This is a genomic window from Streptomyces sp. NPDC127092, assembly GCF_042722475.1.
Classification (GTDB): domain Bacteria; phylum Actinomycetota; class Actinomycetes; order Streptomycetales; family Streptomycetaceae; genus Streptomyces.
In genome coordinates this window covers 36,162-57,220 of record NZ_JBHXFE010000032.1, presented here as the reverse complement: position 1 = coordinate 57,220, position 21,059 = coordinate 36,162, and the positions used below count along the sequence as shown (strand labels likewise).

At 73.6% G+C, this 21,059-nt stretch carries 19 protein-coding genes; 12 read left to right on the top strand and 7 right to left on the bottom strand.

What is annotated here, in order from left to right; translation table 11 throughout:
* Positions 1 to 136 precede the first annotated feature (136 nt).
* Positions 137 to 814, bottom strand: coding sequence for a bifunctional DNA primase/polymerase (locus ACFWJO_RS25050; protein WP_386868500.1), 678 nt, complete (start codon positions 812 to 814; stop codon positions 137 to 139).
* Positions 815 to 1,155: 341 nt separating this feature from the next.
* Between ACFWJO_RS25050 and ACFWJO_RS25045 the strand changes: the two genes are divergently transcribed.
* Together ACFWJO_RS25045 and ACFWJO_RS25040 are read left to right on the top strand one after the other, a co-directional pair.
* On the top strand, positions 1,156 to 2,538 hold the full coding sequence (locus tag ACFWJO_RS25045) for a transcriptional regulator (RefSeq protein WP_386868498.1): 1,383 nt from the start codon (positions 1,156 to 1,158) through the stop codon (positions 2,536 to 2,538).
* A 189-nt stretch (positions 2,539 to 2,727) separates the two neighbouring features.
* The gene (locus ACFWJO_RS25040; protein ID WP_386868496.1) at positions 2,728 to 3,996 is read left to right on the top strand and encodes a hypothetical protein; all 1,269 of its coding nucleotides are present in this window, start codon (positions 2,728 to 2,730) and stop codon (positions 3,994 to 3,996) included.
* A 31-nt stretch (positions 3,997 to 4,027) separates the two neighbouring features.
* On the opposite strand, the gene ACFWJO_RS25035 is transcribed toward ACFWJO_RS25040, so the two are convergent.
* Positions 4,028 to 5,344, bottom strand: coding sequence for an ABC transporter substrate-binding protein (locus ACFWJO_RS25035; RefSeq protein WP_386868575.1), 1,317 nt, complete (start codon positions 5,342 to 5,344; stop codon positions 4,028 to 4,030).
* Between the two features lie 193 nt (positions 5,345 to 5,537).
* Between ACFWJO_RS25035 and ACFWJO_RS25030 the strand changes: the two genes are divergently transcribed.
* Both ACFWJO_RS25030 and purU read left to right on the top strand, forming a co-directional pair.
* Positions 5,538 to 5,984 (top strand): hypothetical protein, encoded by a 447-nt coding sequence (locus tag ACFWJO_RS25030; RefSeq protein WP_386868574.1) that lies wholly within the window; start codon positions 5,538 to 5,540, stop codon positions 5,982 to 5,984.
* Between the two features lie 99 nt (positions 5,985 to 6,083).
* The gene (purU, locus tag ACFWJO_RS25025) at positions 6,084 to 6,935 is read left to right on the top strand and encodes a formyltetrahydrofolate deformylase (protein ID WP_386868494.1); all 852 of its coding nucleotides are present in this window, start codon (positions 6,084 to 6,086) and stop codon (positions 6,933 to 6,935) included.
* 33 nt (positions 6,936 to 6,968) lie between these two features.
* On the opposite strand, the gene ACFWJO_RS25020 is transcribed toward purU, so the two are convergent.
* Both ACFWJO_RS25020 and ACFWJO_RS25015 read right to left on the bottom strand, forming a co-directional pair.
* Positions 6,969 to 8,318, bottom strand: coding sequence for a zf-HC2 domain-containing protein (locus ACFWJO_RS25020; protein ID WP_386868492.1), 1,350 nt, complete (start codon positions 8,316 to 8,318; stop codon positions 6,969 to 6,971).
* On the bottom strand, positions 8,315 to 8,908 hold the full coding sequence (locus ACFWJO_RS25015; protein WP_386868490.1) for a sigma-70 family RNA polymerase sigma factor: 594 nt from the start codon (positions 8,906 to 8,908) through the stop codon (positions 8,315 to 8,317). Before ACFWJO_RS25015 ends, ACFWJO_RS25020 begins: the two co-directional genes overlap by 4 nt.
* Positions 8,909 to 9,168: 260 nt before the next feature.
* Here ACFWJO_RS25015 and ACFWJO_RS25010 point away from each other — a divergent pair, with 260 nt between their 5' ends.
* Positions 9,169 to 9,543 carry an STAS domain-containing protein gene (locus tag ACFWJO_RS25010; RefSeq protein WP_384420983.1) on the top strand — a complete coding sequence of 125 codons (375 nt, stop codon included), beginning with the start codon at positions 9,169 to 9,171 and terminating at the stop codon, positions 9,541 to 9,543.
* Between the two features lie 75 nt (positions 9,544 to 9,618).
* On the opposite strand, the gene ACFWJO_RS25005 is transcribed toward ACFWJO_RS25010, so the two are convergent.
* Positions 9,619 to 11,136 (bottom strand): class I adenylate-forming enzyme family protein, encoded by a 1,518-nt coding sequence (locus tag ACFWJO_RS25005; protein ID WP_386868488.1) that lies wholly within the window; start codon positions 11,134 to 11,136, stop codon positions 9,619 to 9,621.
* A 163-nt stretch (positions 11,137 to 11,299) separates the two neighbouring features.
* Here ACFWJO_RS25005 and ACFWJO_RS25000 point away from each other — a divergent pair, with 163 nt between their 5' ends.
* The 3 genes from ACFWJO_RS25000 to ACFWJO_RS24990 all read left to right on the top strand — a co-directional run bounded on the left by ACFWJO_RS25000 (position 11,300) and on the right by ACFWJO_RS24990 (position 14,175).
* On the top strand, positions 11,300 to 12,433 hold the full coding sequence (locus ACFWJO_RS25000; protein ID WP_386868486.1) for an acyl-CoA dehydrogenase: 1,134 nt from the start codon (positions 11,300 to 11,302) through the stop codon (positions 12,431 to 12,433).
* Between the two features lie 8 nt (positions 12,434 to 12,441).
* Entirely contained in the window at positions 12,442 to 13,320 is an 879-nt protein-coding gene (locus ACFWJO_RS24995) for an acyl-CoA dehydrogenase family protein (protein WP_386868484.1), read from the top strand.
* A gap of 402 nt (positions 13,321 to 13,722) precedes the next feature.
* On the top strand, positions 13,723 to 14,175 hold the full coding sequence (locus tag ACFWJO_RS24990) for an ATP-binding protein (protein ID WP_386868482.1): 453 nt from the start codon (positions 13,723 to 13,725) through the stop codon (positions 14,173 to 14,175).
* A 154-nt stretch (positions 14,176 to 14,329) separates the two neighbouring features.
* Here ACFWJO_RS24990 and ACFWJO_RS24985 read toward each other — a convergent pair whose 3' ends face one another.
* A complete protein-coding gene (locus ACFWJO_RS24985) occupies positions 14,330 to 15,256 on the bottom strand; it encodes a cyclase family protein (RefSeq protein ID WP_386868480.1) in 927 nt (308 codons plus the stop codon).
* Between the two features lie 102 nt (positions 15,257 to 15,358).
* Here ACFWJO_RS24985 and ACFWJO_RS24980 point away from each other — a divergent pair, with 102 nt between their 5' ends.
* The 3 genes from ACFWJO_RS24980 to ACFWJO_RS24970 all read left to right on the top strand — a co-directional run bounded on the left by ACFWJO_RS24980 (position 15,359) and on the right by ACFWJO_RS24970 (position 18,669).
* The gene (locus tag ACFWJO_RS24980; protein ID WP_386868478.1) at positions 15,359 to 16,291 is read left to right on the top strand and encodes an SDR family oxidoreductase; all 933 of its coding nucleotides are present in this window, start codon (positions 15,359 to 15,361) and stop codon (positions 16,289 to 16,291) included.
* Positions 16,288 to 17,337, top strand: coding sequence for a Zn-dependent alcohol dehydrogenase (locus ACFWJO_RS24975; protein WP_386868476.1), 1,050 nt, complete (start codon positions 16,288 to 16,290; stop codon positions 17,335 to 17,337). The genes ACFWJO_RS24980 and ACFWJO_RS24975 overlap by 4 nt, the downstream gene beginning before the upstream one ends.
* 117 nt (positions 17,338 to 17,454) lie before the next feature.
* The gene (locus tag ACFWJO_RS24970; protein WP_386868474.1) at positions 17,455 to 18,669 is read left to right on the top strand and encodes an MFS transporter; all 1,215 of its coding nucleotides are present in this window, start codon (positions 17,455 to 17,457) and stop codon (positions 18,667 to 18,669) included.
* On the opposite strand, the gene ACFWJO_RS24965 is transcribed toward ACFWJO_RS24970, so the two are convergent.
* Complete coding sequence (locus tag ACFWJO_RS24965) at positions 18,636 to 19,607, bottom strand: GlxA family transcriptional regulator (RefSeq protein ID WP_386868472.1); 972 nt, start codon at positions 19,605 to 19,607, stop codon at positions 18,636 to 18,638. The genes ACFWJO_RS24970 and ACFWJO_RS24965 overlap by 34 nt on opposite strands.
* Before the next feature lie 55 nt (positions 19,608 to 19,662).
* Here ACFWJO_RS24965 and ACFWJO_RS24960 point away from each other — a divergent pair, with 55 nt between their 5' ends.
* Positions 19,663 to 20,967 carry an MFS transporter gene (locus ACFWJO_RS24960; RefSeq protein WP_386868572.1) on the top strand — a complete coding sequence of 435 codons (1,305 nt, stop codon included), beginning with the start codon at positions 19,663 to 19,665 and terminating at the stop codon, positions 20,965 to 20,967.
* Positions 20,968 to 21,059: the final 92 nt, after the last annotated feature.

Here is a 21,059-nt window from a genome sequence, read left to right as displayed (position 1 = left end):
GCGAACTCTCCGTCGTATGCCTGGTCAGGCATCATGTTCCGTCAACCCTTCGGTTGTCCCCGTACAGTCGGGGACCACCTTACGGCTGAGCTCCTTCCGGCCACATTGCCTGAATCCAGCAGGAAGGAGGGTTCGTTCACTGCCGACGTGACCGCGCGTCCGCCGCCTCCCGGCCGCACGCGTACGCCAGCGGGCTGATCAGCTCCTCCGCGTCGGGCAGCCAGCGGTTCGCGGGCGTGGGCTTGCGGGCCCACTGCACCGCCCCGCAACCGCCGACCCGGGTCGGCGGCGCCGCCACGTAGAAGCCCTCGCCGCGGGTGGTCAGATCGATCGAGGACGGCACCCAGCCCAGCTTGCGCACCAGGTCCGGCACCTTGGCCGCCGCACCGGGCAGCACGAAGAAGAACATCCGGCGGTCGGGCGTGCAGGTCACCGGGCCGAGCGTCAGCTCCATCCGCTCCATCCGCGCCAGCGCGAGGAAGCCGGCCGACTCGGGCACCTCGATCGCGTCGAAGGTGCGGCCGGTCGGCAGCAGGATCGACGCCTTCGGCTGCTTCGACCACATCCGACGGGCCCCGACGGCGCTGCCCGTCGCCTGGGTCGACCAGTCGGGGCGGGCCGCGTGGGCGCCGGGCGACGGGCACGCCTCCGCGCCGCAGGAGCACCGCTCCCTGCCCTCGACCGCCTCCAGCCAGGTCCCGGGGAACACGTCCCAGTGCCGCTCTTCCGCGTACCGCACGGCGTTGTCCAGCAGCAGCTCGCCCCGCTGCTTGGGGATCTGTGCGGCTTCCGTGACTCCGATGGTCTCTTCCACGTCGAACTCAACTCCCGCCGCCACCTGGGGTTACGGGCGTCACGGCGAGCGGTGTGACGCATCGATCCTGCATGCGGGGCGCACGGGTGCACGGGCGGGGGCGCGCGTGGGGCCGGGAAGCGGCGGGCGGGTAGACACGGACGGGGGGCGTCGGCGCCGTGCCGCTCCGATTCGCTCTGTGCCGCTGTGTTCCGCTGTGTTCCGCCCTGTCCCGCCCTGTTCGACTCGCGGCCGTGCGACCGACGTGTCCGGTTTCGCGTGTTCACATCTGCATTGACCGGATATCCGCCGGGCAGTGATCAGCCAGTCGATCACCGCACCGGCCTCAGGGGGTAGTCATCATGGCAGCCAGGCCACTCGTCGCCCGCCAGCCCAACGAACGGCTCCAGGCGCTCATCCAGGAGGCCGGGTGCTCCAACGCCGGCCTCGCCCGCAGGGTCAACATGGTCGGCGCGGAGCGCGGCCTCGACCTGCGCTACGACAAGACCTCGGTGGCCCGCTGGCTGCGCGGCCAGCAGCCGCGGGGCCGGGCGCCGGGCATCATCGCCGAGGCGCTGGGCCGCAAGCTCGGCCGCACGGTCACCATCGACGAGGTCGGCATGGCCAACGGCCGCAACCTCGCCTCCGGCGTCGGCCTCCAGTTCGCGCCGACCGTGCTCGGCGCGATCGAGCAGGTCTGCGAGCTGTGGCGCAGCGACGTGGGCCGGCGGGACTTCCTGTCCGGTTCGACGGTCGCCGCGTCCGCGCTCGTCGAACCGAGCAGGGACTGGCTGATCACCGGCGCCGACCCGCTGGTCGCGCGGTCCGCCGGGGCACGGGTCGGCGCCTCGGACGTCGCGGCGGTACGGGCGATGACGACCGCCCTGGTCGACCTGGACCGGCAGTTCGGCAGCGGCCACGTCCGGCCGGTCGTCGTCCACTACCTCAACAGCGTGGTGTCGGGCATGCTCTCCGGCTCCTACCGGGAGGCGGTCGGGCGGGAGCTGTTCGCGGCGGCCGCGCGCCTCACCGAGCTCGCCGGGTACATGGCCGTGGACACCGGCCAGCCGGGGCTCGCCCAGCGCTACTACATCCAGGCACTCCGGCTCGCGCAGGCCGCCGGCGACCGGGCCTACGGCGGTTACGTGCTCGCCGCGTCCATGAGCCACCTCGCCGCGCAGCTCGGCAACCCGCGGGAGATCGCGCAGCTCGCGCGGGCCGCGCAGGAGGGCGCCCGCGGCCAGGTGCCGCCGCGCGCGGAGGCGATGTTCCTCGCGGCGGAGGCCCGCGGCCACGCGCTGCTCGGCGACACCCACGCCTTCGGCCGGGTGGCGGCGCTCGCCGAGGACGCCCTGGGCGCGGCAGAGCCCGAGTCGGGCGACGACCCGACCTGGATCGCCCACTTCGACGAGGCGTACCTGTCGGACGAGCTGGCCCACTGCCACCGGGACCTCGGGCAGGCGCGGGAGGCGGCCCGGGCGGCCGAGCGCTCCCTCGCCGGACACCCGGAGGGCCGGGCCCGGCGCCGGGCGATCGGCCTCGCGCTGCTCGCCGCGGCGCAGGTGCAGCAGCGCGAGGTGGAACAGGCCTGCCAGACCGGCACCCGCGCGCTCGAACTGCTCTCGACGCTGCGGTCCTCCCGGGGCGCGGAGTACCTGGGCGACCTGAAGGAGCGCCTGGAGCCGTACGCGGGGGAGCCGGCGGTACGCGAGTTCGGAGCCCGGCTCGACCTGCACGCGGCGTGAGGGCGGACACGGCGGACACGTCGAGGGGGCGTACGCGGCGGGGGACCGCACGCCTTGCCGGGCCGTACGCGGCGCGGCGCACGCGGTGCAGCGGTGAACGTCACACCTGTGTCACACGTGTGTGCGGGCCGCCCGGCGCACCCGGTAGCGTGAGCCGACGATTCCGTAGGTCCATCAGTAGGAGTCCCGGTGACGCACAGCGGACAGGGGCCGGAGCAGCAGTATCCGGCCGCTCAGCCCCTCCCCCCTGAGGTGACCCCTGGTGGCCCCTCGGACGCGCAGGCGACGCAGTACCTGCCGCCGGTCCCGCCGCAGCCGCCGGCCGCGGCGCCGGGACCGCAGCCGGGCTACGGCTACCCGCCGCCCGCCGCGCCCCAGCCGGGTTACGGCTATCCGCAGCCGGACTCGCAGGCGACGCAGTACCTCGGGGCGGTGCCGCCGCAGGCGCCCGTGCCGCAGGGGCCGGACGCGCAGGCGACCCAGTACATCCCGCCCGTGGCTCCGCCGGCCGAGGCGCAGACGCAGTACCTCCCGCCCGTCGCGGGGCCGGTCGGGGGCCCGGACGCCCAGGCGACCCAGTACATGGCGCCCGTACCGCCGCAGCAGGCGCAGCCGGAGCGGCCGCCGCTCGCGGACTTCGACAACCTGTTCCGCAGCGAGACGCCGCAGCACCAGGCGCCGCCCGCACCGGCTCCCGGGCCGCAGCAGCACTACCAGCCGCCGCAGCCGCCCCAGCACCATCACCCGCAGCAGCCCCAGCAGCACCAGCCGTACGGCTACCAGGACGCCTACTACGAGGAGCCCGAGCCGCCCCGCCGCAAGTCGCCGGTCGCGCTGATCGCGGCCGTCGTCGCCGGGTGCGCCGTGGTCGGTCTCGGCGCTGGCGCGCTGCTCAGCGGCGGTGACGACGACGAGGGCGAGAAGACGGGCGACAAGGCGGGGACCGTGGCCGCCAGCTCCGCCGCGCCCTCCGCCGGTGCCACCGACAAGCCGGCCGACCCGGCCGAGGAGCAGGCGAAGGAGCTGGACAAGCTCCTCGCGGACAGCAACAACAGCCGCGACGCGGTGATCCGCGCCGTCTCGTCGATCCGGCAGTGCGACAACCTCGACCAGGCGGCGAGCGATCTGCGCGGCGCGGCGAAGCAGCGGCGCGAACTGGTGACCCGTCTCCAGTCGCTGTCCGTGGACAAGGTGCCGGACAACGCGGCCCTGTCCGCCGCCCTGGTCAAGGCCTGGCAGGCCTCGGCCGCCGCCGACGACCACTACGCGGCCTGGGCGGACCAGGCGAAGAGCAACAAGAAGGTGTGCAAGGACGGCCGCGCCCGGAACACCAGCCACACCAACGAGGGCGACAAGAAGAGCCAGGAGGCGACGGCCGCCAAGAAGCAGGCGGCCGGGCTGTGGAACCCGACCGCCGCCACGTACGGACTGCCGAAGCGCACCTACACCCAGCTGTAGACGGCCGGCCGCGCCTGGGGGGTCCCGGCCGTCAGGGCGCGGTCAGGACCGTCTCGCCGACGTCGACGAAGCCCGGCTTCTGCGCGACCAGCTTGCCCTGGCGCACCACCTGGAACGTCACGTCGTGGTTGACGATCCGCGGGAAGTCGCGCGCGCCCAGCAGGTCGTCGTAGCGCCAGCGCAGCGGCGGCGTGAGGCCGCCGGTGTCGATCTTCGTGCCCTGGTCGAGGGCGTGGCTGATCCGCAGCGAGGAGATCGAGTCGCTGTCGAGCGACTCGATGACCTGCTTGAGGACGGTGTACGCGATCCAGGTGGTCTGCACGCCCGCGTCCGCCGGGTCGACCCGGTTGTCGACGAAGGCGTGCTCCTTGATCACCTGCTTCATCGGCTCCCAGGCCTTGTTGTCGGCGTCGGGGTACCAGCCGGTGACGAAGGCGCCCTCGAAGGGGCTGTGGGCGCCGCCCGAGCGGTCGATGAGCGGCTGGCCGACGCTGCCGAGGACGGAGGAGATCCGCACGGTGCCGCCGTCGTCCTCGCCGTCGCCGGACTTCGCGTCGGACGTTCCGCCGGACTCTCCGCCGGAGTCGTTCTGCTCGCCGGGCAGCCGGCGGAAGGAGTCGAAGAAGGTCTGGGTGCGCTCGCCGAGCACGGCGGTGACACAGCCGTCCTCGGCGCCGGCCTTGGTGCGGGCCTTGCTCGCGGACGCGGTGTACTCGGCGGCGTCCTCGACCGCCGGGATGTCGACGGCACCGCTGTGGCTGGCCTTGCGCAGGCCGGAGTTGAGCAGGTCGGGCAGCTTGTCGCCGGCGATGGTGTCGGGACGGACGAGGGAGACCTTGCGGCAGTTCGCGGCGAGCTGCATGCCGTGGCCCGCGATGAGCGAGGCCTGGCCGCCGTTCACGGGGTAGGAGAGCGAGCTGGTGAACTCGTCCTCCGAGATGCCGTAGCCGCCGATGTACGGGATGCCGGCGGCCTCCAGCGGGGCCATGAAGGCGCGGCCGTACTGGCTGTAGGAGCCGACGACCGCGACCGCGCCCTCCTGGACGGCGCGTCGGGCGCAGGCGGCGGCGCCGGCGTTGGTGTTCTGCTCGTTGCAGGTGAGGACGCGCAGTTCGTGGCCGTCGATGCCGCCGTTGGCGTTGACCCAGCGGGCGTAGGCCTGGGCCATGGCGGGCATTCCGGGCATGTTGGTGGCGCGGGTCTGGTCGGGCGCCCAGGTCATGACGGTGACGGGCTCCCTGGAGCCCCCCGTGGCTCCAGGGAGTACGCCGCAGCCGGTGAGCAGCGACGCTCCGGTCGCCGCTGTCGTGACGTACGCGAGGAGTGAGGAAAGTCGCCTACCGGTCATGGGCATGCACAATTCCGCCCCACGGGTAACGCGACAGTGAGCAAGGATCAACGCCGGGTGACGCGAAGGTGAATTACGGGGGTCGGCCGGGGCCGGAAGGGGCGCTGTCAGTGGGGGAACGTACGATCGAACGGTGTCCGCTAGCACCTCCCCTTCGATGAACTCTTCCCGTCGCGCCCGCCGCTCCTCCACCATGGGCGGCATGCCGCTCAACGACATGCCGTGGTGGCGCTGGCGCGCCAACGTGCGCTCCGCGCTGCACATGCTCTCGGACCCGGAGTTCCACGAGACGACCTGGCTGGCCGGCCAGGAGGGGTTCGGCGACGTCACCGACGCCGTCTACCGGCTGGTGGAGGACACCTGGCTGGACAGCTGGTCCGCCGAGAAGTACGTGGGGACGATCTTCCGCGACTCCGGCGAGGCCGCCCTGGTCGACGTGGCCGTGCTGCGGGTGCTGCGCATCATGCACCAGGTCGGCGCGGACGCCCCGGTCTCCGCGTACCTGGAGCACCACGGCTGGCCGGAGGCCGTACGGGCCGCCCGCGAGGCGCACGTCCGCATGGCGACGGCCGACGGCGAGGACCCGGACGTCCCGCCGCGCTCGCTGGAAGTGCTCCGGATCATGACCCGTACCGCCTGACACCCGCCGAGGTCCGCCGGCGTCCGCCTGGTGTTCCCGCGATGTCCGCGTGACGGACGAGGCCGCTTTCGCGTCCTCCGGGTGTGGCAGGCTAGGCGAATGACCGACCAGTACGTCCTCACCCTCTCGTGCCCCGACAAGCAGGGCATCGTGCACGCCGTGTCGAGCTACCTCTTCATCACGGGATGCAACATCGAGGACAGCCAGCAGTTCGGAGACCGTGACACGGGTCTCTTCTTCATGCGGGTCCACTTCTCGGCCGAGGCCCCCGTCACCGTGGACAAGCTCCGCGCGAGCTTCGCCGCGGTGGGCGACTCCTTCGCGATGGACTGGCAGATCCACCGGGCCGACGAGCGGATGCGCGTCGTGCTGATGGTGTCGAAGTTCGGTCACTGCCTGAACGACCTGCTGTTCCGCTCGCGGATCGGCGCGCTGCCGGTCGAGATCGTCGCGGTCGTCTCCAACCACACCGACTTCGCCGAGCTCGTCGCCTCGTACGACATCCCGTTCCGGCACATCCCGGTCACCAAGGAGACCAAGCCCGAGGCCGAGGCGGAGCTGCTGGACCTGGTCCGCGAGCAGGACGTCGAGCTGGTCGTGCTCGCCCGCTACATGCAGGTGCTCTCCGACGACCTGTGCAAGCAGCTGTCGGGCCGGATCATCAACATCCACCACTCCTTCCTGCCGAGCTTCAAGGGCGCCAAGCCCTACCACCAGGCCCACGCCCGCGGTGTGAAGCTGATCGGCGCCACGGCGCACTACGTGACCGCCGACCTCGACGAGGGCCCGATCATCGAGCAGGAGGTCGAGCGCGTCGGCCACGAGGTCACCCCCGACCAGCTCGTCGCCATCGGCCGCGACGTCGAGTGCCAGGCGCTGGCCCGCGCGGTGAAGTGGCACGCGGAGCGCCGCATCCTCCTGAACGGGCGCCGTACGGTCGTCTTCGCGTAGTCCCGGTCCTCGCGCGGGCCCGCTCGGCCCGCGCTACATCCGGCTCAGCGAGGCCGCCGCGAACAGCACGTCGCGGATCGCCTCGCGGTCGCCGTCCTGGCCCGCCGCCGCGTCCTGCGGCGGTACGTGGCCCGCGACGAGCTGGCAGAACTCGACGCCGTCCATCGCGACCTGGGCCACCGCGTGGTCCGGGGAGCCGAGGGCGGCGGGCGAGTCCAGGGCGATGTACCAGTGGCCGCCGCCCGCGCCCTCGATCTCCAGGTGGAGCGAGCGGCCGGGCGAGCCGGCCGTGACGAGTTCGCGGGCCGGCGCCGCGAGGCCCAGGCGGCGGCGGTCGGCGAGGGCCGCCGGGAGGAGCCGGGCGGCCAGGTCGATCATGCCGTGCAGATGGCTGCCGCTCGGCGGGTCGTACGGGTAGGCCACCGCGTTCGCGATGTCGTCCGCGTGCAGCCAGCACTCGAAGGCCCGCTCCAGCAGCGAGTCCCGCAGCGGCAGCGCGAAGTCCCCGTAGGTGACGGTCAGGTCCGCGACCCCGCGTCCGGCGAAGGACACCGTGCGGATCAGGGTGTGGCTCTGGTCCCGCCACGGCTCGCGGATCGTACGGGTCGGCGGCCGGGCGGAGGCCTTCCAGTACGCCTCGGTCCGCTCGGCCGGCGACAGCTCCGCGATGCCCGCGCCGAGCGGGTCGTCCAGACCCAGCGAGGCCGCCACCAGACCGTCCACGGCCAGCAGATGGCCGATCACGCCGGCCACCGTGGTCTTCCGGTTCACGGCGCGCTCGCCCTCGAACCACTTCAGCCGCACCGGCGCGTGCCACTCCGCCTCGCCGATGTCGCGCAGCAGCGCGTCGAGCCGGGCGGTCTCCGCGTCGTACGGCGAGGCCCAGGCGGGCACAGGGATGCGGGCGGGGCGGCGGCCCAGACAGTTCTCCAGGACGCGGGAGCGCAGCAGCGGGTCCAGGTCGAGGTCGCGCTCGGCGTGCAGCAGCCCGACCGCGTCGCGCAGCCGCAGTGCCTCGTCCGCGCACGGGGCGCACTCGGTGAGGTGGGCCTCGACGGTCCGGGTCTCCTCGGGCGAGCAGGCGGACAGGGCCCACGCGCCGAGGAGCGACTTCAGGGTCCGGTGGGGCAGGTCGAGCAGTTCCAGGGCTTCCACGGCTTCCGGTGCTTCCGGGGCGGCCGGGACGTCCGGGGCCCTCCCGGACCCGGGTTCCTCCGCGCGCGGGCCGTCCCCGTAGACGTCGTCGGCGAAGGGAGAGGACGCGGCGAACGGCGACGGGTCCGGCGGACCGGTCAGGTCCGCGTGGTCGTCGGCCGCCGGGCGCGGGCCCGGTATCCGCGGAGCGCGTGCGATCTCCTCGGGATCGTCGTTCGCCCCGGTCACAGCGACCGTCCGTAGCCGCCGGAGCCGGGCGGCGAGGAGCCCTCCAGCGGGCGGGTGTTGGCGGTCGAGAGGAGCTGGAGCCCGAGCCGCAGCCGGCGCCGCGCCTCGTCCTCGGTCACGCCGAGGTCCGCCGCCGTCTGCCGGTAGTCCCGGCGCTGGAAGTAGGCCAGTTCCAGGGCCTGTCGCAGCGGTGTGGGCATGGACGTCACGATGTAGTCGGCGCGGGCCGCGACCGAGGCCCGGCGCACCTTCTGCTCCAGTTCCTCCGCCGTGCCCTCGCCGCGCTCCGCGAAGGCCACCGCCTCCGCCTGCCGCAGCCGGTGCACGGCCTGCCGCTGGGTGAGCCGGGCGACCCAGGAGCGCATGTTGCCCTGCTTCGGGTCGTAGGCGTCGGGGTTCTCCCAGATGTAGCCGAAGACCTCGCGGGTGATCTGGTCGGCGGCGTCGTCGTCGTCGAGCACGCGGTGGGCCAGGCTGTGCACGAGGGAGGCGAACCTGTCGTAGAGCTCGCCGAGGGCGGCGGCCTCACCGCGCGCCAGCCGCTGCTGCATCCTGCGGTCCCAGCGTGGCGGTGTGTCCTTCGTCGCCATGCGACGCCCTCCCGACGACCTTGCCCGACGGCTTGCCCGATGACCTTCCCGACCCGATTTCCCTTCCCAAAGTAATGCGCCCCGACCCGGCGCACTTCTCTTTGCCGCAAGTGCGCCCTTGACGGTTCGCCGGATGGTAAGGAAAGCGCCAAGCCGCCGTCCAGGGGTTTCGGAGCGCCGCGAGCGGGCAGCGGGAGGGGACAGGAAGGGCGGGCTCCGTTTGGCTCGTTCGCGTGTCCCGATGTCGAAAGGCGCCGCTCGTGACGATCCAGGTCGACGAGGACGAGCAGGAACCGTGGACCGTGCTGCGCATCAGCGGGGAGCTGGACCTGGTCACCTCCCCGCTGATCCGCAGACGCCTCCACGCGGCGGTCGCGGGCGGCCGCCACGACGTGGTCCTCGACCTCTCGGCGGTCCGCTTCTGCGACTCCAGCGGTGTCGGCGTGCTCGTCGCCGCGCGCCGGCTGATGCGGTCCTGCGGCGGCCGCCTCCGGCTGATCCTGCCCGCCCGCGGCGCCGAGGACGGCGCGCACGTCAACCGGGTCCTCGCCGCGCTCGGCGTCCGCCGCCTCTTCGAGGTGTACGAGGACGTCCCGGCCGCGCTGGACGACACGGCGGAACCGCTGTCGGCCTGAGCCCGGTCGGCCGGAACCCCGTCGGCCTGAGCCCGGACGGCCCGAGCCCCGTCGGCCTCCGGGTTCGGCGCGCGGCTACGCGTACCACTCGCGCAGCTTGTACTTGAGCACCTTCCGCAGCGTCTCGTTCCTGGGCAGGGCCTCCACGACCTCCAGCTGTTCCGGCAGCTTGAAGACCGAGAGACCGGCCTCGCGCAGGAAGGCCGTGACCGCCTCCAGGGTGAGGGGCTCGGCGCCCGGGGGCTGTTCGACCACCGCGCAGACGCGCTCGCCGCGCTCGGGGTCCGGCAGTCCGACGACCGCGGCGTCGCCGACGCCCGGGTGTTCGTGGAGGAGGTCCTCGATCTCCTTGGCGGAGATGTTCTCGCCCTTACGGATGATGACGTCCTTCAGCCGGCCGGTGAGGACGAGATGGCCGCTGTCGGTGAGCCGGCCCACGTCGCCCGTGACGAGGAAGCCCTCCTCGTCGAAGGCGGCGGCGTTCTGCGCCGGGTCGAGGTAGCCGCGGCAGACCGCCTCGCCGCGCAGCCGGACCTCGCCGCCCTCGGCGATGCGTATCTCCATCCCGGCGGGCGGCCGGCCCTCGGTCGTGGCCAGGTTCTCCGGGGTGTCGCCGGGATCGCCCATGGTGATCATGGGGACCTCGGTCATGCCGTAGCCGTGGGTCAGCTGACAGCCCAGCTCCCGGACCACCGCGTGGTAGATCTCCGGCGGCTTCGGGGCGCCGCCGCCGGCGAGGAGCCGCAGGGTCGGGATGATCGGCTCGCCCGGCCGCTTGCGCTGCTCGGCGAGGAACATCGAGTAGAAGGCGGTGGATCCGCCGGCCACCGTGACGCCGTGCCTGCGGTACTCGTCGAGCGCGTCGGGCAGCGCGAAGTGCTCGAACATGACGGCGGGGAACCCGTACAGGAGCAGCATGACCGTGTAGTCGGGCCCGGCGATGTGCGCGTACGGGAAGGCCATCGAGCCGACGTCCTCGGTGCTCAGGTGGAGGGCGTGGGCGAGGCAGGAGCCGCCGGCGAGGAGCGAACGGTCGGTGTGCAGCACGCCCTTGGGGTCGGAGGTGGTGCCCGAGGTCCAGTAGATCCAGCGGACGTCGGTGCCGGAGGCGGGCGGCGCGGGGAGGACGCCCGGGTCGCCGTCGGGCAGGTCCTCGTACGCCTCGAAGACCCCGCGCGCGCCGAGCCGCCGGGCCATCTCCGTGTGGTCGAAGCCGCGCCAGACGCCGGGGACGGCGAAGAACTCCGCGCCGGACTCGCGCAGTGCGAAGCCGACCTCCTTGTCCCGGTAGAACGGGATGACGGGGGACTGTACGGCGCCGAGGCGGGCGAGCGCGAAGGACAGCACGGCGGTCTCGATGCGGGTCGGCAGCTGCCAGGCGACGACGCTGCCGGGGCGCACGCCCCTGCCGTACAGGCCGGCGGCGCAGCGTTCGGCGCGGTCGCGGAGCTCCCCGAAGGTGAGGGTGCGGTCGCCCTGGAGGAGGACGGGCCGGTCGGGGGTGAGTGCGGCGCGGCGCTCGACGAGCTCCCAGAGGGTGCGGGACGCGCCCAGGGCCTGTGCGGTTTCGGTCGCGGTCACCGGAGTCTCCATTCCTGACGGAGCATTTCTGACCGAGCATTTCTGACGGAGCGTCAGCTCGTGCTGAGAGCGTAGAGGCCCACTCCTTGTCGGTCCAGGGGTCGCGGGCTAGCCTGGCTGCGCCAGAACTGACGACCCATCAGAAATGGATGGCCGGCGAAGGGGGCACCTCCTGATGGACCTCGCCTACAGCGAAGAGGAGGAGGACTTCCGCGCCCGGCTGCGGGAGTGGCTCGCCGCCGAGCTGCCCATCCTGCCGCCCAGGCCCGACCCGCTCGACTGGCCCGGCCGGCGCGCCTACGACTGCGGCTGGCAGCGACGGCTCTACGACGCCGGCTACGGGCACGTCCACTGGGACGCCTCGCCGACCCAGCGGCTCATCTTCCTCGAGGAGACCGAACGCGCCGGCGCGCCCTACGTCGGCGCCAACTTCGTCGGCCTCCTCCACGCGGGCCCGACCATCGCCGCCGAGGGCACGCCCGAGCAGCGCGAGCGCTGGCTGGAGCCCGTGCTCCGCGGCGACGAGGTGTGGTGCCAGGGCTTCAGCGAACCCGAGGCCGGCTCCGACCTGGCCTCGCTCAGGACCAGGGCGGTGCGCGACGGAGACGCCTACGTCGTCACCGGCCAGAAGATCTGGACCTCGCACGCCGAGGTCGCCGACTGGTGCGAACTGCTCGTACGGACCGACCCCGAGGCCCCCAGGCACCGCGGCATCACCTGGCTCGCCATGCCGATGTCCGCCCCCGGCATCACGGTCCGGCCCCTGCGCACCCTCGCCGGCTCCGCCGAGTTCGCCGAGGTGTTCCTCGACGAGGTGCGGGTGCCGGTGGCCAACCGGGTCGGCGAGGAGAACGACGGCTGGCGGGTCACCATGGTCACCCTCTCCTTCGAGCGCGGCACCGCCTTCGTCGGCGAGGTCGTCGCCTGCCGCCGCGTCCTCGGCGAACTCGCCCGCACGGCACGGAAGAACGGCCGCTGGGACGACCCCGTGCTGCGCCGCCGCCTCGGCCGCCTCGGCGCCGAGTTCCAGGCCCTGTGGCGGCTCACCCAGTGGAACGTCAGCGAGGCCCAGGCCACCGGCGGCGTCCCCGGCGCCGGCGGCTCCGTCTTCAAGCTGCGCTACTCCCACGCCCGCCAGGAGCTGTACGACACGGCCGCCGCCGTCCTCGGTCCCGACGCGCTCGACCTCGGCCGCGAGTGGAACCTGGACCGGCTGTCCTCCCTCTCGTACACGATCGCCGCGGGCACCTCGCAGATCCAGCGGAACATCGTCGCCGAGCGCATCCTCGGCCTGCCGAAGGGCCGGTGAGACCGACCGTGGACCTCCGACCGACCGAGGACCAGCAGGCGCTCAGGCGGGGCCTGCGGGAACTGCTCGACCGGCGCTTCGGGCGCGAGGCGCTGCGGGCGGCCGTGGACGCGGGCGGCGTCCTCGACCGCGCCCTGTGGCGCGAGCTCGGCGCGGCCGGGTTCTTCGCGCTCCGGCTCCCGGAGGACGCGGGCGGCGTCGGCCTCGGGCTGCCCGAGGCCGTGCTCCTCTTCGAGGAAGCCGGCCGGGCGCTGCTGCCGGGCCCGCTGGTCGCCACGCACCTCGCGGCGGGCGAGGTGCCCGGGGCGGCGGAGGGCGAGACCGTGGTCACCCGGGCCGACGGGGAGCTCGTGGAGTGGCTGGACGCCGCGGACGTGGTGCTCGGCCCGGCCGGGGGCGCCGTACGGATCCGGTCCGTCGACCCCCTGACGCCGCTGCACCGGCTGCCCTCAGCCGCCCCGCCCGGGGAGGAGGCCTCACCCGGGGACGAGGCGTCGCTGCTCACCGCCGCGGAGCAGCTCGGCTCCGCCGGCCGCACGACCGAGCTCGCCGTCTCGTACGCCCGCACCCGGGAGCAGTTCGGGCGGCCCATCGGGGCCTTCCAGGCGGTCAAGCACCTGTGCGCGCGGATGCTCGTACGGACGGAGCTCGCCCGCGCCGCCGTCTACGCCGCCGCCGTCACCGCCGATCCTGTCGAGATCGCCGGCGCCCGGCTGCTCGCCGACGAGGCCGCCGTCGACGGCGCCCGCGACTGCCTGCAGGTGTACGGCGGCATGGGTTTCACCTGGGAGGCCGACGTCCACCTGCACCTGAAACGGGCCTGGGTACGGGCCGGGCGCGGCCCGTCGGGAGCGGCGGCGGAGGAGCTGGTGGCGGCCCGGCTCTAGGGCCCGTCCGGCCCTGACCGCCGGACCGGCCCTGGCGCCGGAGCACGGAGGGAGATGTAGTGCTCGCGTCACGCAGCGTCGATATCGTCTTGTGTCCTGCGCGGGGGTCGTCACGCGCCGGAGTCGGCCCCGGGCTCCGGTACGCTCCGTGGGATGCGAGTGCTTGTGGGCCCGGATCGCGCCGGTGCCGCCGATGCGGTGGCTCCGGGCAGGGGAATGCCCGCCGCTCGCGCCCCGCGTTCGACTCCTCGCGGCATGCGTCGCACAGTATGGACCATGCGTACTCCTTCGCGCTGGAATATGCCCGAAGCGCTTGTTGCGGTGACTGTACGTCAACCATGCTGTCTCACAAGGGAATCACGTTCCGTAAAGGTGTGTCCGCCGGTTCGGATGGTGTGAACGGTGCAGGTGCTTCAGGTGCAGTTGGAGGTCGGGCCCGACCCGGCGGAAGTGGGGCGGGCCCGGCGATGGGCGCGTTCACGGTTGGCCGGGTCCGGCATAGGGGACGACGAGCCGCTGGCGGAGACGCTGGTGCTGCTCATCTCCGAGCTCGTGACCAACGCCGTGGTGCACACGGGCTGCCCGGCCGTGCTGCGGATGCTGTTCGGCGGCGCCGGGGTGCGGGTCGAGGTCGCCGACGCGAGCGACCGCCCGCCGCGGCCGCGGCACGCGGACGGCGACGACACCAACGGCCGCGGCCTCGAGCTGGTGGACGGCCTCGCCGACCGCTGGGGCTGGCAGCGCGAGGGCACCGGCAAGAGCATCTGGTGCGAGGTCGACCGGGCGCCGGCCGCCGGGCCGGGTGCGGGTACGGGTCAGGGCGCCGGGGTGTCACCCTCATGGGTGCCCTGTTGACGGTTCGTGGTGAATTGATCACCCTTGGGTGAGCGATTCGTTCTGCGAGGGGAGTCGAGGGGCCGTGCCCCTCGGCGAGCGCGGGTCGTGACGGGTGGCGGCTGTCGTGCCGTGCTCGGGGCGCGCGCGAGTGCGCCGCCACCCGCGGAATTCCCTACAGCACCGCCACCGGTGCCACCGGCGTCCCCGTGCCGCCGACGAAGGGCTCGGGCATCGCGGAGAGCAGGAAGGCGTACCGCCGCTCCTGTGCACAGGCTGTGGACAACTCCTCCAGGTTCCAGTTCTGCCCCTGGAGCATCCCCATCTCGACCAGGTCGAGGGCGTGCACCGGCAGCCACAGGTTCTCGATCTCCGGCGGGAAGATCTCGAAGGTGAGCGTGTCGTTGGCGACCGCCGCCACGTCACGGGCGTGGAACCACTCGGGCGTACGGACGGAGAGCCCGGGCGACGGGAAGGCGTAGCCGTGCCGGTCGCCGGCCAGGTACGACTGGATCTGCCCGGTGCGCACGAGCACGACGTCCCCGGACCGTACGGTCACCCCGCCGAACTCCGCCGCCTCGTCGAGGTCCTCGGGCGTGACGGCGTGGTCGCCGGGCAGCCGGTCCACGCCCTTGGCCGCCGCCACGTCGAGCAGGACGCCGCGCGAGACGACGTGCCGGGCGGTGTGGATGCCGCTGAACTCGGAGCGGCCGTGGGGGGTGACGGTGGCGGCGGGGCGGCCGTTGTAGATGCGGCCCGAGTGCGAGACATGGGTGAGGGCGTCCCAGTGGGTGCCCGCCTGCAGGCCCATGGTCACGGCGTCGTCGCTGGTGGCGACGGTGCCGGGGCCGAAGAGCTCCTGGTTGATCTGGACCATGACGTGGAGCGGGTTGACCCGGCCGGGGATCATGCCGGTCTGCACGCCGTCCTGCTTCAGGTCGACGGCGAGCGGGACGCGCCGGCCGCTGCGGACGGTCGCGGCGGCCTCCCGTACCACCTCGTCGGTGATCAGGTTGAGCGTGCCGATCTCGTCGTCCCGGCCCCAGCGCCCCCAGTTGTTCACGCGCTTGGCGATGTCGTGGAACTCGACGGGAAGTGACATCGGGCGCCTCCGAGGTCTTGTTTTCCGGTATCTGACGGGCCGTAGAATCCTGCCGACGCACGAATCTAACGGACCGTCAGAAACCGCGGGAAGGGGCCGGGCGTGGGGAACTTCTTGGCAGGGAAGGTCGTCGCCGTGACGGGAGCGGGCCGGGGGATCGGCCGCGCGGTCGCCCTCGCGTGCGCGGCCGAGGGCGCGAAGGTCGTCGTCAACGACTACGGCGTGTCGATCGAGGGCGGCGAGCCGACGAGCGAGGTCGCCGCATCCGTGGTGAAGGAGATCGAGGCGGCCGGCGGCGCGGCCGTCGCCGTCGCCGACGACATCTCGACGATGGCGGGCGGGCAGCGCGTGGTGGACGTGGCCCTCGCCGAGTACGGGCGGATCGACGGGGTCGTGTGCGTGGCCGGCATCCTGCGCGAGCGGATGCTCTTCAACATGTCCGAGGAGGAGTGGGACCCCGTCGTCGCCACCCACCTCAAGGGCACCTTCACCGTCTTCCGCGCCGCCTCCGCCGTGATGCGCCGCCAGGGCTCCGGGACGCTCGTCGGCTTCACCAGCGGCAACCACCAGGGCTCCGTCGCCCAGGCCAACTACTCGGCGGCCAAGGGCGGCATCATCTCCCTCGTCCGCAGCGCGGCCCTCGGGCTCCACAAGTACGGCGTGACGGCGAACGCGGTCGCCCCGGTCGCCCGCACCCGCATGTCGGCCAACGTGCCCATGGAGCTCAAGGAGATCGGCGAGCCCGAGGACGTCGCCGCGCTCGTCGTCTACCTGCTCTCCGACCGCGCGAAGGCGGAGAGGATCACCGGCCAGGTCTACACGATCGCCGGCCCCAAGATCGCCGTCTGGGCCCAGCCCCGGGAGCTGCGCGCCGGTTACGCGGAGGGCGGGGCCTGGACGCCGGAACGGATCGCCGACTTCCTGCCGGGAACGGTGGGCATCGACCCGATGCCGATGCTCCGGCAGCTGGAGGAGATGGCCCGCGCGGCGGCCGCCGGCGAGCGCCCGAACTCCCGGAAGGAGGGCGGATCATGAGGGGCGTCGTCTTCGACGGGAAGCAGGTCCGGGTCGTCGACGACCTGGAGGTCCGCGAACCCGGCCCGGGCGAGGTGCTCGTCGCCGTCGCGGCCGCCGGGCTGTGCCACAGCGATCTGTCCGTCGTCGACGGCACGATCCCCTTCCCGCCGCCCGTCGTCCTCGGGCACGAGGGCGCCGGAGTCGTCGAGGCCGTCGGGCCCGGCGTCACCCACGTCGCCCCCGGCGACCACGTGGCCCTGTCCACGCTCGCCAACTGCGGCACCTGCGCCGACTGCGACCGCGGCAGGCCCACCATGTGCCGCAAGGCCATCGGCATGCCCGGGCAGCCCTTCTCCCGGGCGGGCACACCACTCTTCCAGTTCGCCTCGAACTCCTCCTTCGCCGAGCGGACCGTCGTCAAGGCCGTCCAGGCCGTGCGGATCCCCGCCGACATCCCGCTCACCTCCGCCGCCCTCATGGGCTGCGGCGTCCTCACCGGCGTCGGCGCCGTCCTCAACCGCGCCAAGGTCGACCGCGGCGAGACCGTCGTCGTCATCGGCACCGGCGGCATCGGCCTCAACGTCATCCAGGGCGCCCGGATCGCGGGCGCGACGACCATCGTCGCCGTCGACACCAACCCGGCGAAGGAGGGCCCGGCCCGGCAGTTCGGCGCCACGCACTTCCTGGCGTCCACCGACGCCGTACGGGAGGTCCTGCCCACCGGAGCCGACCACGTCTTCGAGTGCGTCGGACACACCGCGCTCGTCCGCGCCGCCGTCGACCTGCTCGACCGGCACGGTCAGGCGATCCTGCTCGGCATGACGGCACCGAAGGCCGAGGCGAGCTTCCTGCCCGCGGCGATGTTCCTCGACAAGTCGATCCTCGGCTGCCGCTACGGCTCCTCCCGCCCCCAGAAGGACATCGCCCTCTACGCCGAGCTGTACCGCTCCGGCCGCCTCCTCCTCGACGAACTCGTCACCAGCACCTACCCGGTGGAGGACTTCGCGCGGGCGGTCGAGGACATGGAGCAGGGGAAGGTGGCGCGGGGCGTGCTCACGTTCTGAGGCCGCGCGAGGCCGCGCGAGGCCGCGCGAGGCCGCACGACAGGCCGGGTCCTCGACGGCATCGCGGCGCGCGAAACCCGGTGCGCCGCAGGGGCGTTGGCGGTTACGGTCCTGACCATGTCCTACCGCGAGCTCGCCACCCGCCCCGTACTCGCCTGGTCGGCCGTCTCCGTGGCCGCCCGGCTGCCCGTCGCGATGGCACCGCTCGCGCTGGTCTTCCTCGTACGGGAGCAGCCCGGCGGCTACACCCTCGGCGCGGTGCTCGCCGCCGCGTACGTCGTCGGCGAGATCGTCGCGGCGCCCGTGCTCGGCGTACGGATGAACGCCGAGCGGGCCCGGCCGCAGCTGGCCGTCGGCCTCGCGGTCGGCGCCGTCGCCTTCGGCGGGCTCGGGGCCGCCGGCGGCGGCGCCCACCCCGTACTGCTCGGCGCGCTCGCCTTCCTCGCCGGCGCCGGCCCGTCCGCCGCGCCCGGCGGCATGCGCGCCCTGCTCACCAGCCTGGTCCCGGAACGGGCCGTCACCCAGGCGATGAGCATGGAGTCCGTCCTGACCTTCGCGATCTGGGCCGCCGCGCCCGCGCTGACCACCGGTCTCGCCCTCGGCGTCGAGCCCGTCGTACCGCTGCTGCTGCAGGCCGCGCTCATGGCCCTGTCCGTGGCGGGCCTCTGGCTGCTGCCGTACGGCTGGGCGGCGGAGAAGCCGCAGCACGGGGAGTCGATGCGGCGGGTGCTGCTGCGCGCCTGGCCCGTGTACGTCACGGGCGCCGCCGGACTCACGCTGCTCGCGCTCGCCGAACTCGTCCTGCCCGCCCTGCTCGAACAGCGGGACATCGCCGTCGGCTGGGCGGGACCGCTGCTCGCCGGGTTCTCCGTCGGTTCGGCCGTCGGCGCCTTCGCGTACGGACTCCGCGGCTCCTGGCCCGGCCGGCTGCCGGTCCAGTCCGCCGTGCTGCTCGCCGGCGTCACGGCCGGCGTCGCCCTGACCGCCGTACTGCCGTCGACCGCCGGCATCGCCGTCGCGCTCGCCGCGGCCGGCCTGCTCCAGGCTCCCGCCGGCCTGACCCGCAACCTCGCCCTGCGGCAGGTCCTGCCGCCGGGGGCGCTGGCCGCCGGGTACTCGGTGATGTACGCGGCCGTCGGCGCCGGTTACGCGGCGAGCGGCACCCTGGCGGGAGGTCTGCTGAACGTCGTCGCGCCGTCGACGGCGATCCTGTGCGGGGTGGGACTGACGGTGTTCCTGACCGTGCTGGGCGTCTGGGGCGAGCGCCGGATCCCGCCGCGCGAGGGCGGCGAGGTGACTCAGACGGAGGCGGCGCGGAAGGTGCGGCGGTAGGCCGTCGGCGTCACGCCGATCGCCGCCTGCAGATGCGTCCGCAGGGACTGGGCGGTGCCGAAGCCGGCGTCGTGGGCGATCTGGTCGACCGGCAGGTCCGTGGACTCCAGCAGGTGCCGGGCCCGCTCCACGCGCTGCTGGGTGAGCCACTGGCCCGGGCTGACGCCCACCTCCTCCCGGAAGCGGCGCGTGAAGGTCCGTACGCTCATCGACTCCCGCACCGCCAGGTCGCGCAGCTGGATCGGCTCGTGGAGGTGGGCGAGCGCCCAGGCGCGGGCGGCGGTCGTGGTCGACGTGCCCGGGTCGGGCAGCGGCCGCGCGATGTACTGGGCCTGCCCGCCGTCCCGGTGCGGCGGCACGACGGTGCGCCGGGCCACCTCGTTGGCGACGGCGGTGCCGTGGTCGCGGCGCACGATGTGCAGGCACAGGTCGATCCCGGCGGCCACGCCGGCCGAGGTGAGCACGTCGCCGTCGTCCACGAAGAGCACGTCCGCGTCGACCCTGACCTTCGGGAAGAGCCGCTGGAAGTGGTCGGCGGAGGCCCAGTGGGTGGTCGCCGGACGGCCGTCGAGATAGCCGGCGGCGGCGAGGACGTACCCGCCGGTGCAGATGGACACGAGCCGGGTGCCGGGCCGGACGTACGCGAGGGCGGCGGCGAGTTCGGCGGTCAGCCTGCCCTCCTCGTACACCGGCCCCAGCTCGTAGGAGGCGGGGACGACGACCGTGTCGGCGGTGGCCAGGACCTCCGGCCCGTGCTCGACGTGCACGGCGAAGTCGGCGTCGGTCTGGACCGGTCCGGCAGCGGTCGCGCAGGTCACCGTCTCGTAGAGCGGCCGGCCCTCGGGGTCCTTGGCGCGGCCGAATATCCGGTGGGGGATGCCCAGTTCGAAGGGCAGCAGGCCGGGCAGGGCGAGGACGGCGACACGATGGGCCCGCACAGTTTGTCCCTCCGTAAAAGAGTGGTGGTCCAGACCACCGTGCTGATACGTGTGTCTGCTCGTGACGGACAACACGTACAAGGACACCACGGACAGGTCTGAGCCCGCCGACCGGATTCCCCTACCGGGGGCCGAGCCGGCCGGGCCGCGCGCACCGGGTGCCGTCCCGGGCACTCTCTGGAACCGCAACTTCCGCCTCTTCTTCGTCGCCCGGGCCGTCGCCGTCCTCGGCGAGGGCATGATCCCGGTCGCCTTCGCGGCCGGTCTCCTCGGCGCCGGGCATTCCGGCGCCTCCGTCGGCTACGCCCTCGGCCTCTGGACGGCCGCCTTCGCGCTCTTCGTCCTCGTCGGCGGCGTCCTCGCCGACCGTTTCACCGCCCGCCGGATGATGATCACCGCCGATCTGCTGCGGCTGCCCGGCGCGCTGCTGCTCGCCGTCACGTTCGCGCTCGGCAGCCCGCCGCTGTGGGCCGTGTACGTGCTGTCCGCCGTGAGCGGCGTCGGCGCCGCGCTGTTCCAGCCCGGCGTCGCCTCCACCATCCCGCGCATCGCGCCCGACGTGCAGCGCGCCAACGCCGTCCTGCGCGTCGTCGAGGCGCTGACGACGATGGCGGGGCCGGCGCTCGCCGGGGTGCTCGTCGCCGTGTGGAGCGCGGCGGCGGCGTTCACCGTCAACGCCGCGACCTTCGCCGTCAGCGCCGTCTGCTTCGTCCTCATGCGGATCCCGCCGGCCCCGGCCGACGGCGTCAGGCGCGGCTCGCTGCTGTCCGAGATGGCGCTGGGGTGGCGGGAGTTCCGGGCGCGGAGCTGGCTGTGGGGCGTCATCGCGATCTGGACCGTGTACGGCCTGACGGTCGCCGGGCCGATGGTGCCGCTCACCGCGAGCCTGGTCACCGAGGAGCACGGGGCGGCCGCCTACGGCGTGCTGATGGCGGTCAACGGCGCGGGCAGCGCCGTCGGCGGCCTGCTCGCGATGCGGCTCCGGCCGGTCCGCCCGCTGGCGGCGGGCGCGGTCGCGCTGCTCGGCCTGCCGGTGAACCTGCTGCTGCTCGGTACGGGCGCGCCGGTGCCGGTGCTGTACGCGGGCTCGTTCCTCGCGGGCGCGGCCTTCGCCTTCTGGCTGGTGATGTGGTCGACCTCGGTGCAGACGCACGTGCCGCAGGACGCGCTGAACCGGCTGCACGCGTACGACGTGGCCGGATCCCTGCTGATGATGGGCGTCGGCCGGACGCTGTCGGGCCCGGTGGCGGCGGTGGTCGGCGCGCAGGAGGTGCTGCTCGCGGGCTCGGCCCTCGCGGTGCTCGTGGTGACGGCACTGCTGGCGGTCCGCCCGATCAGGACGCTGCCGCGGGCGTCGTAGGGGTACGGGGGCCGGTTTTGGAGCTGGGGTGAGACCGGGTCCGGGTCCGGGGTCGGTGCCGGCCCGTGGCCCGATCCTTTGGAAAGCTGGCA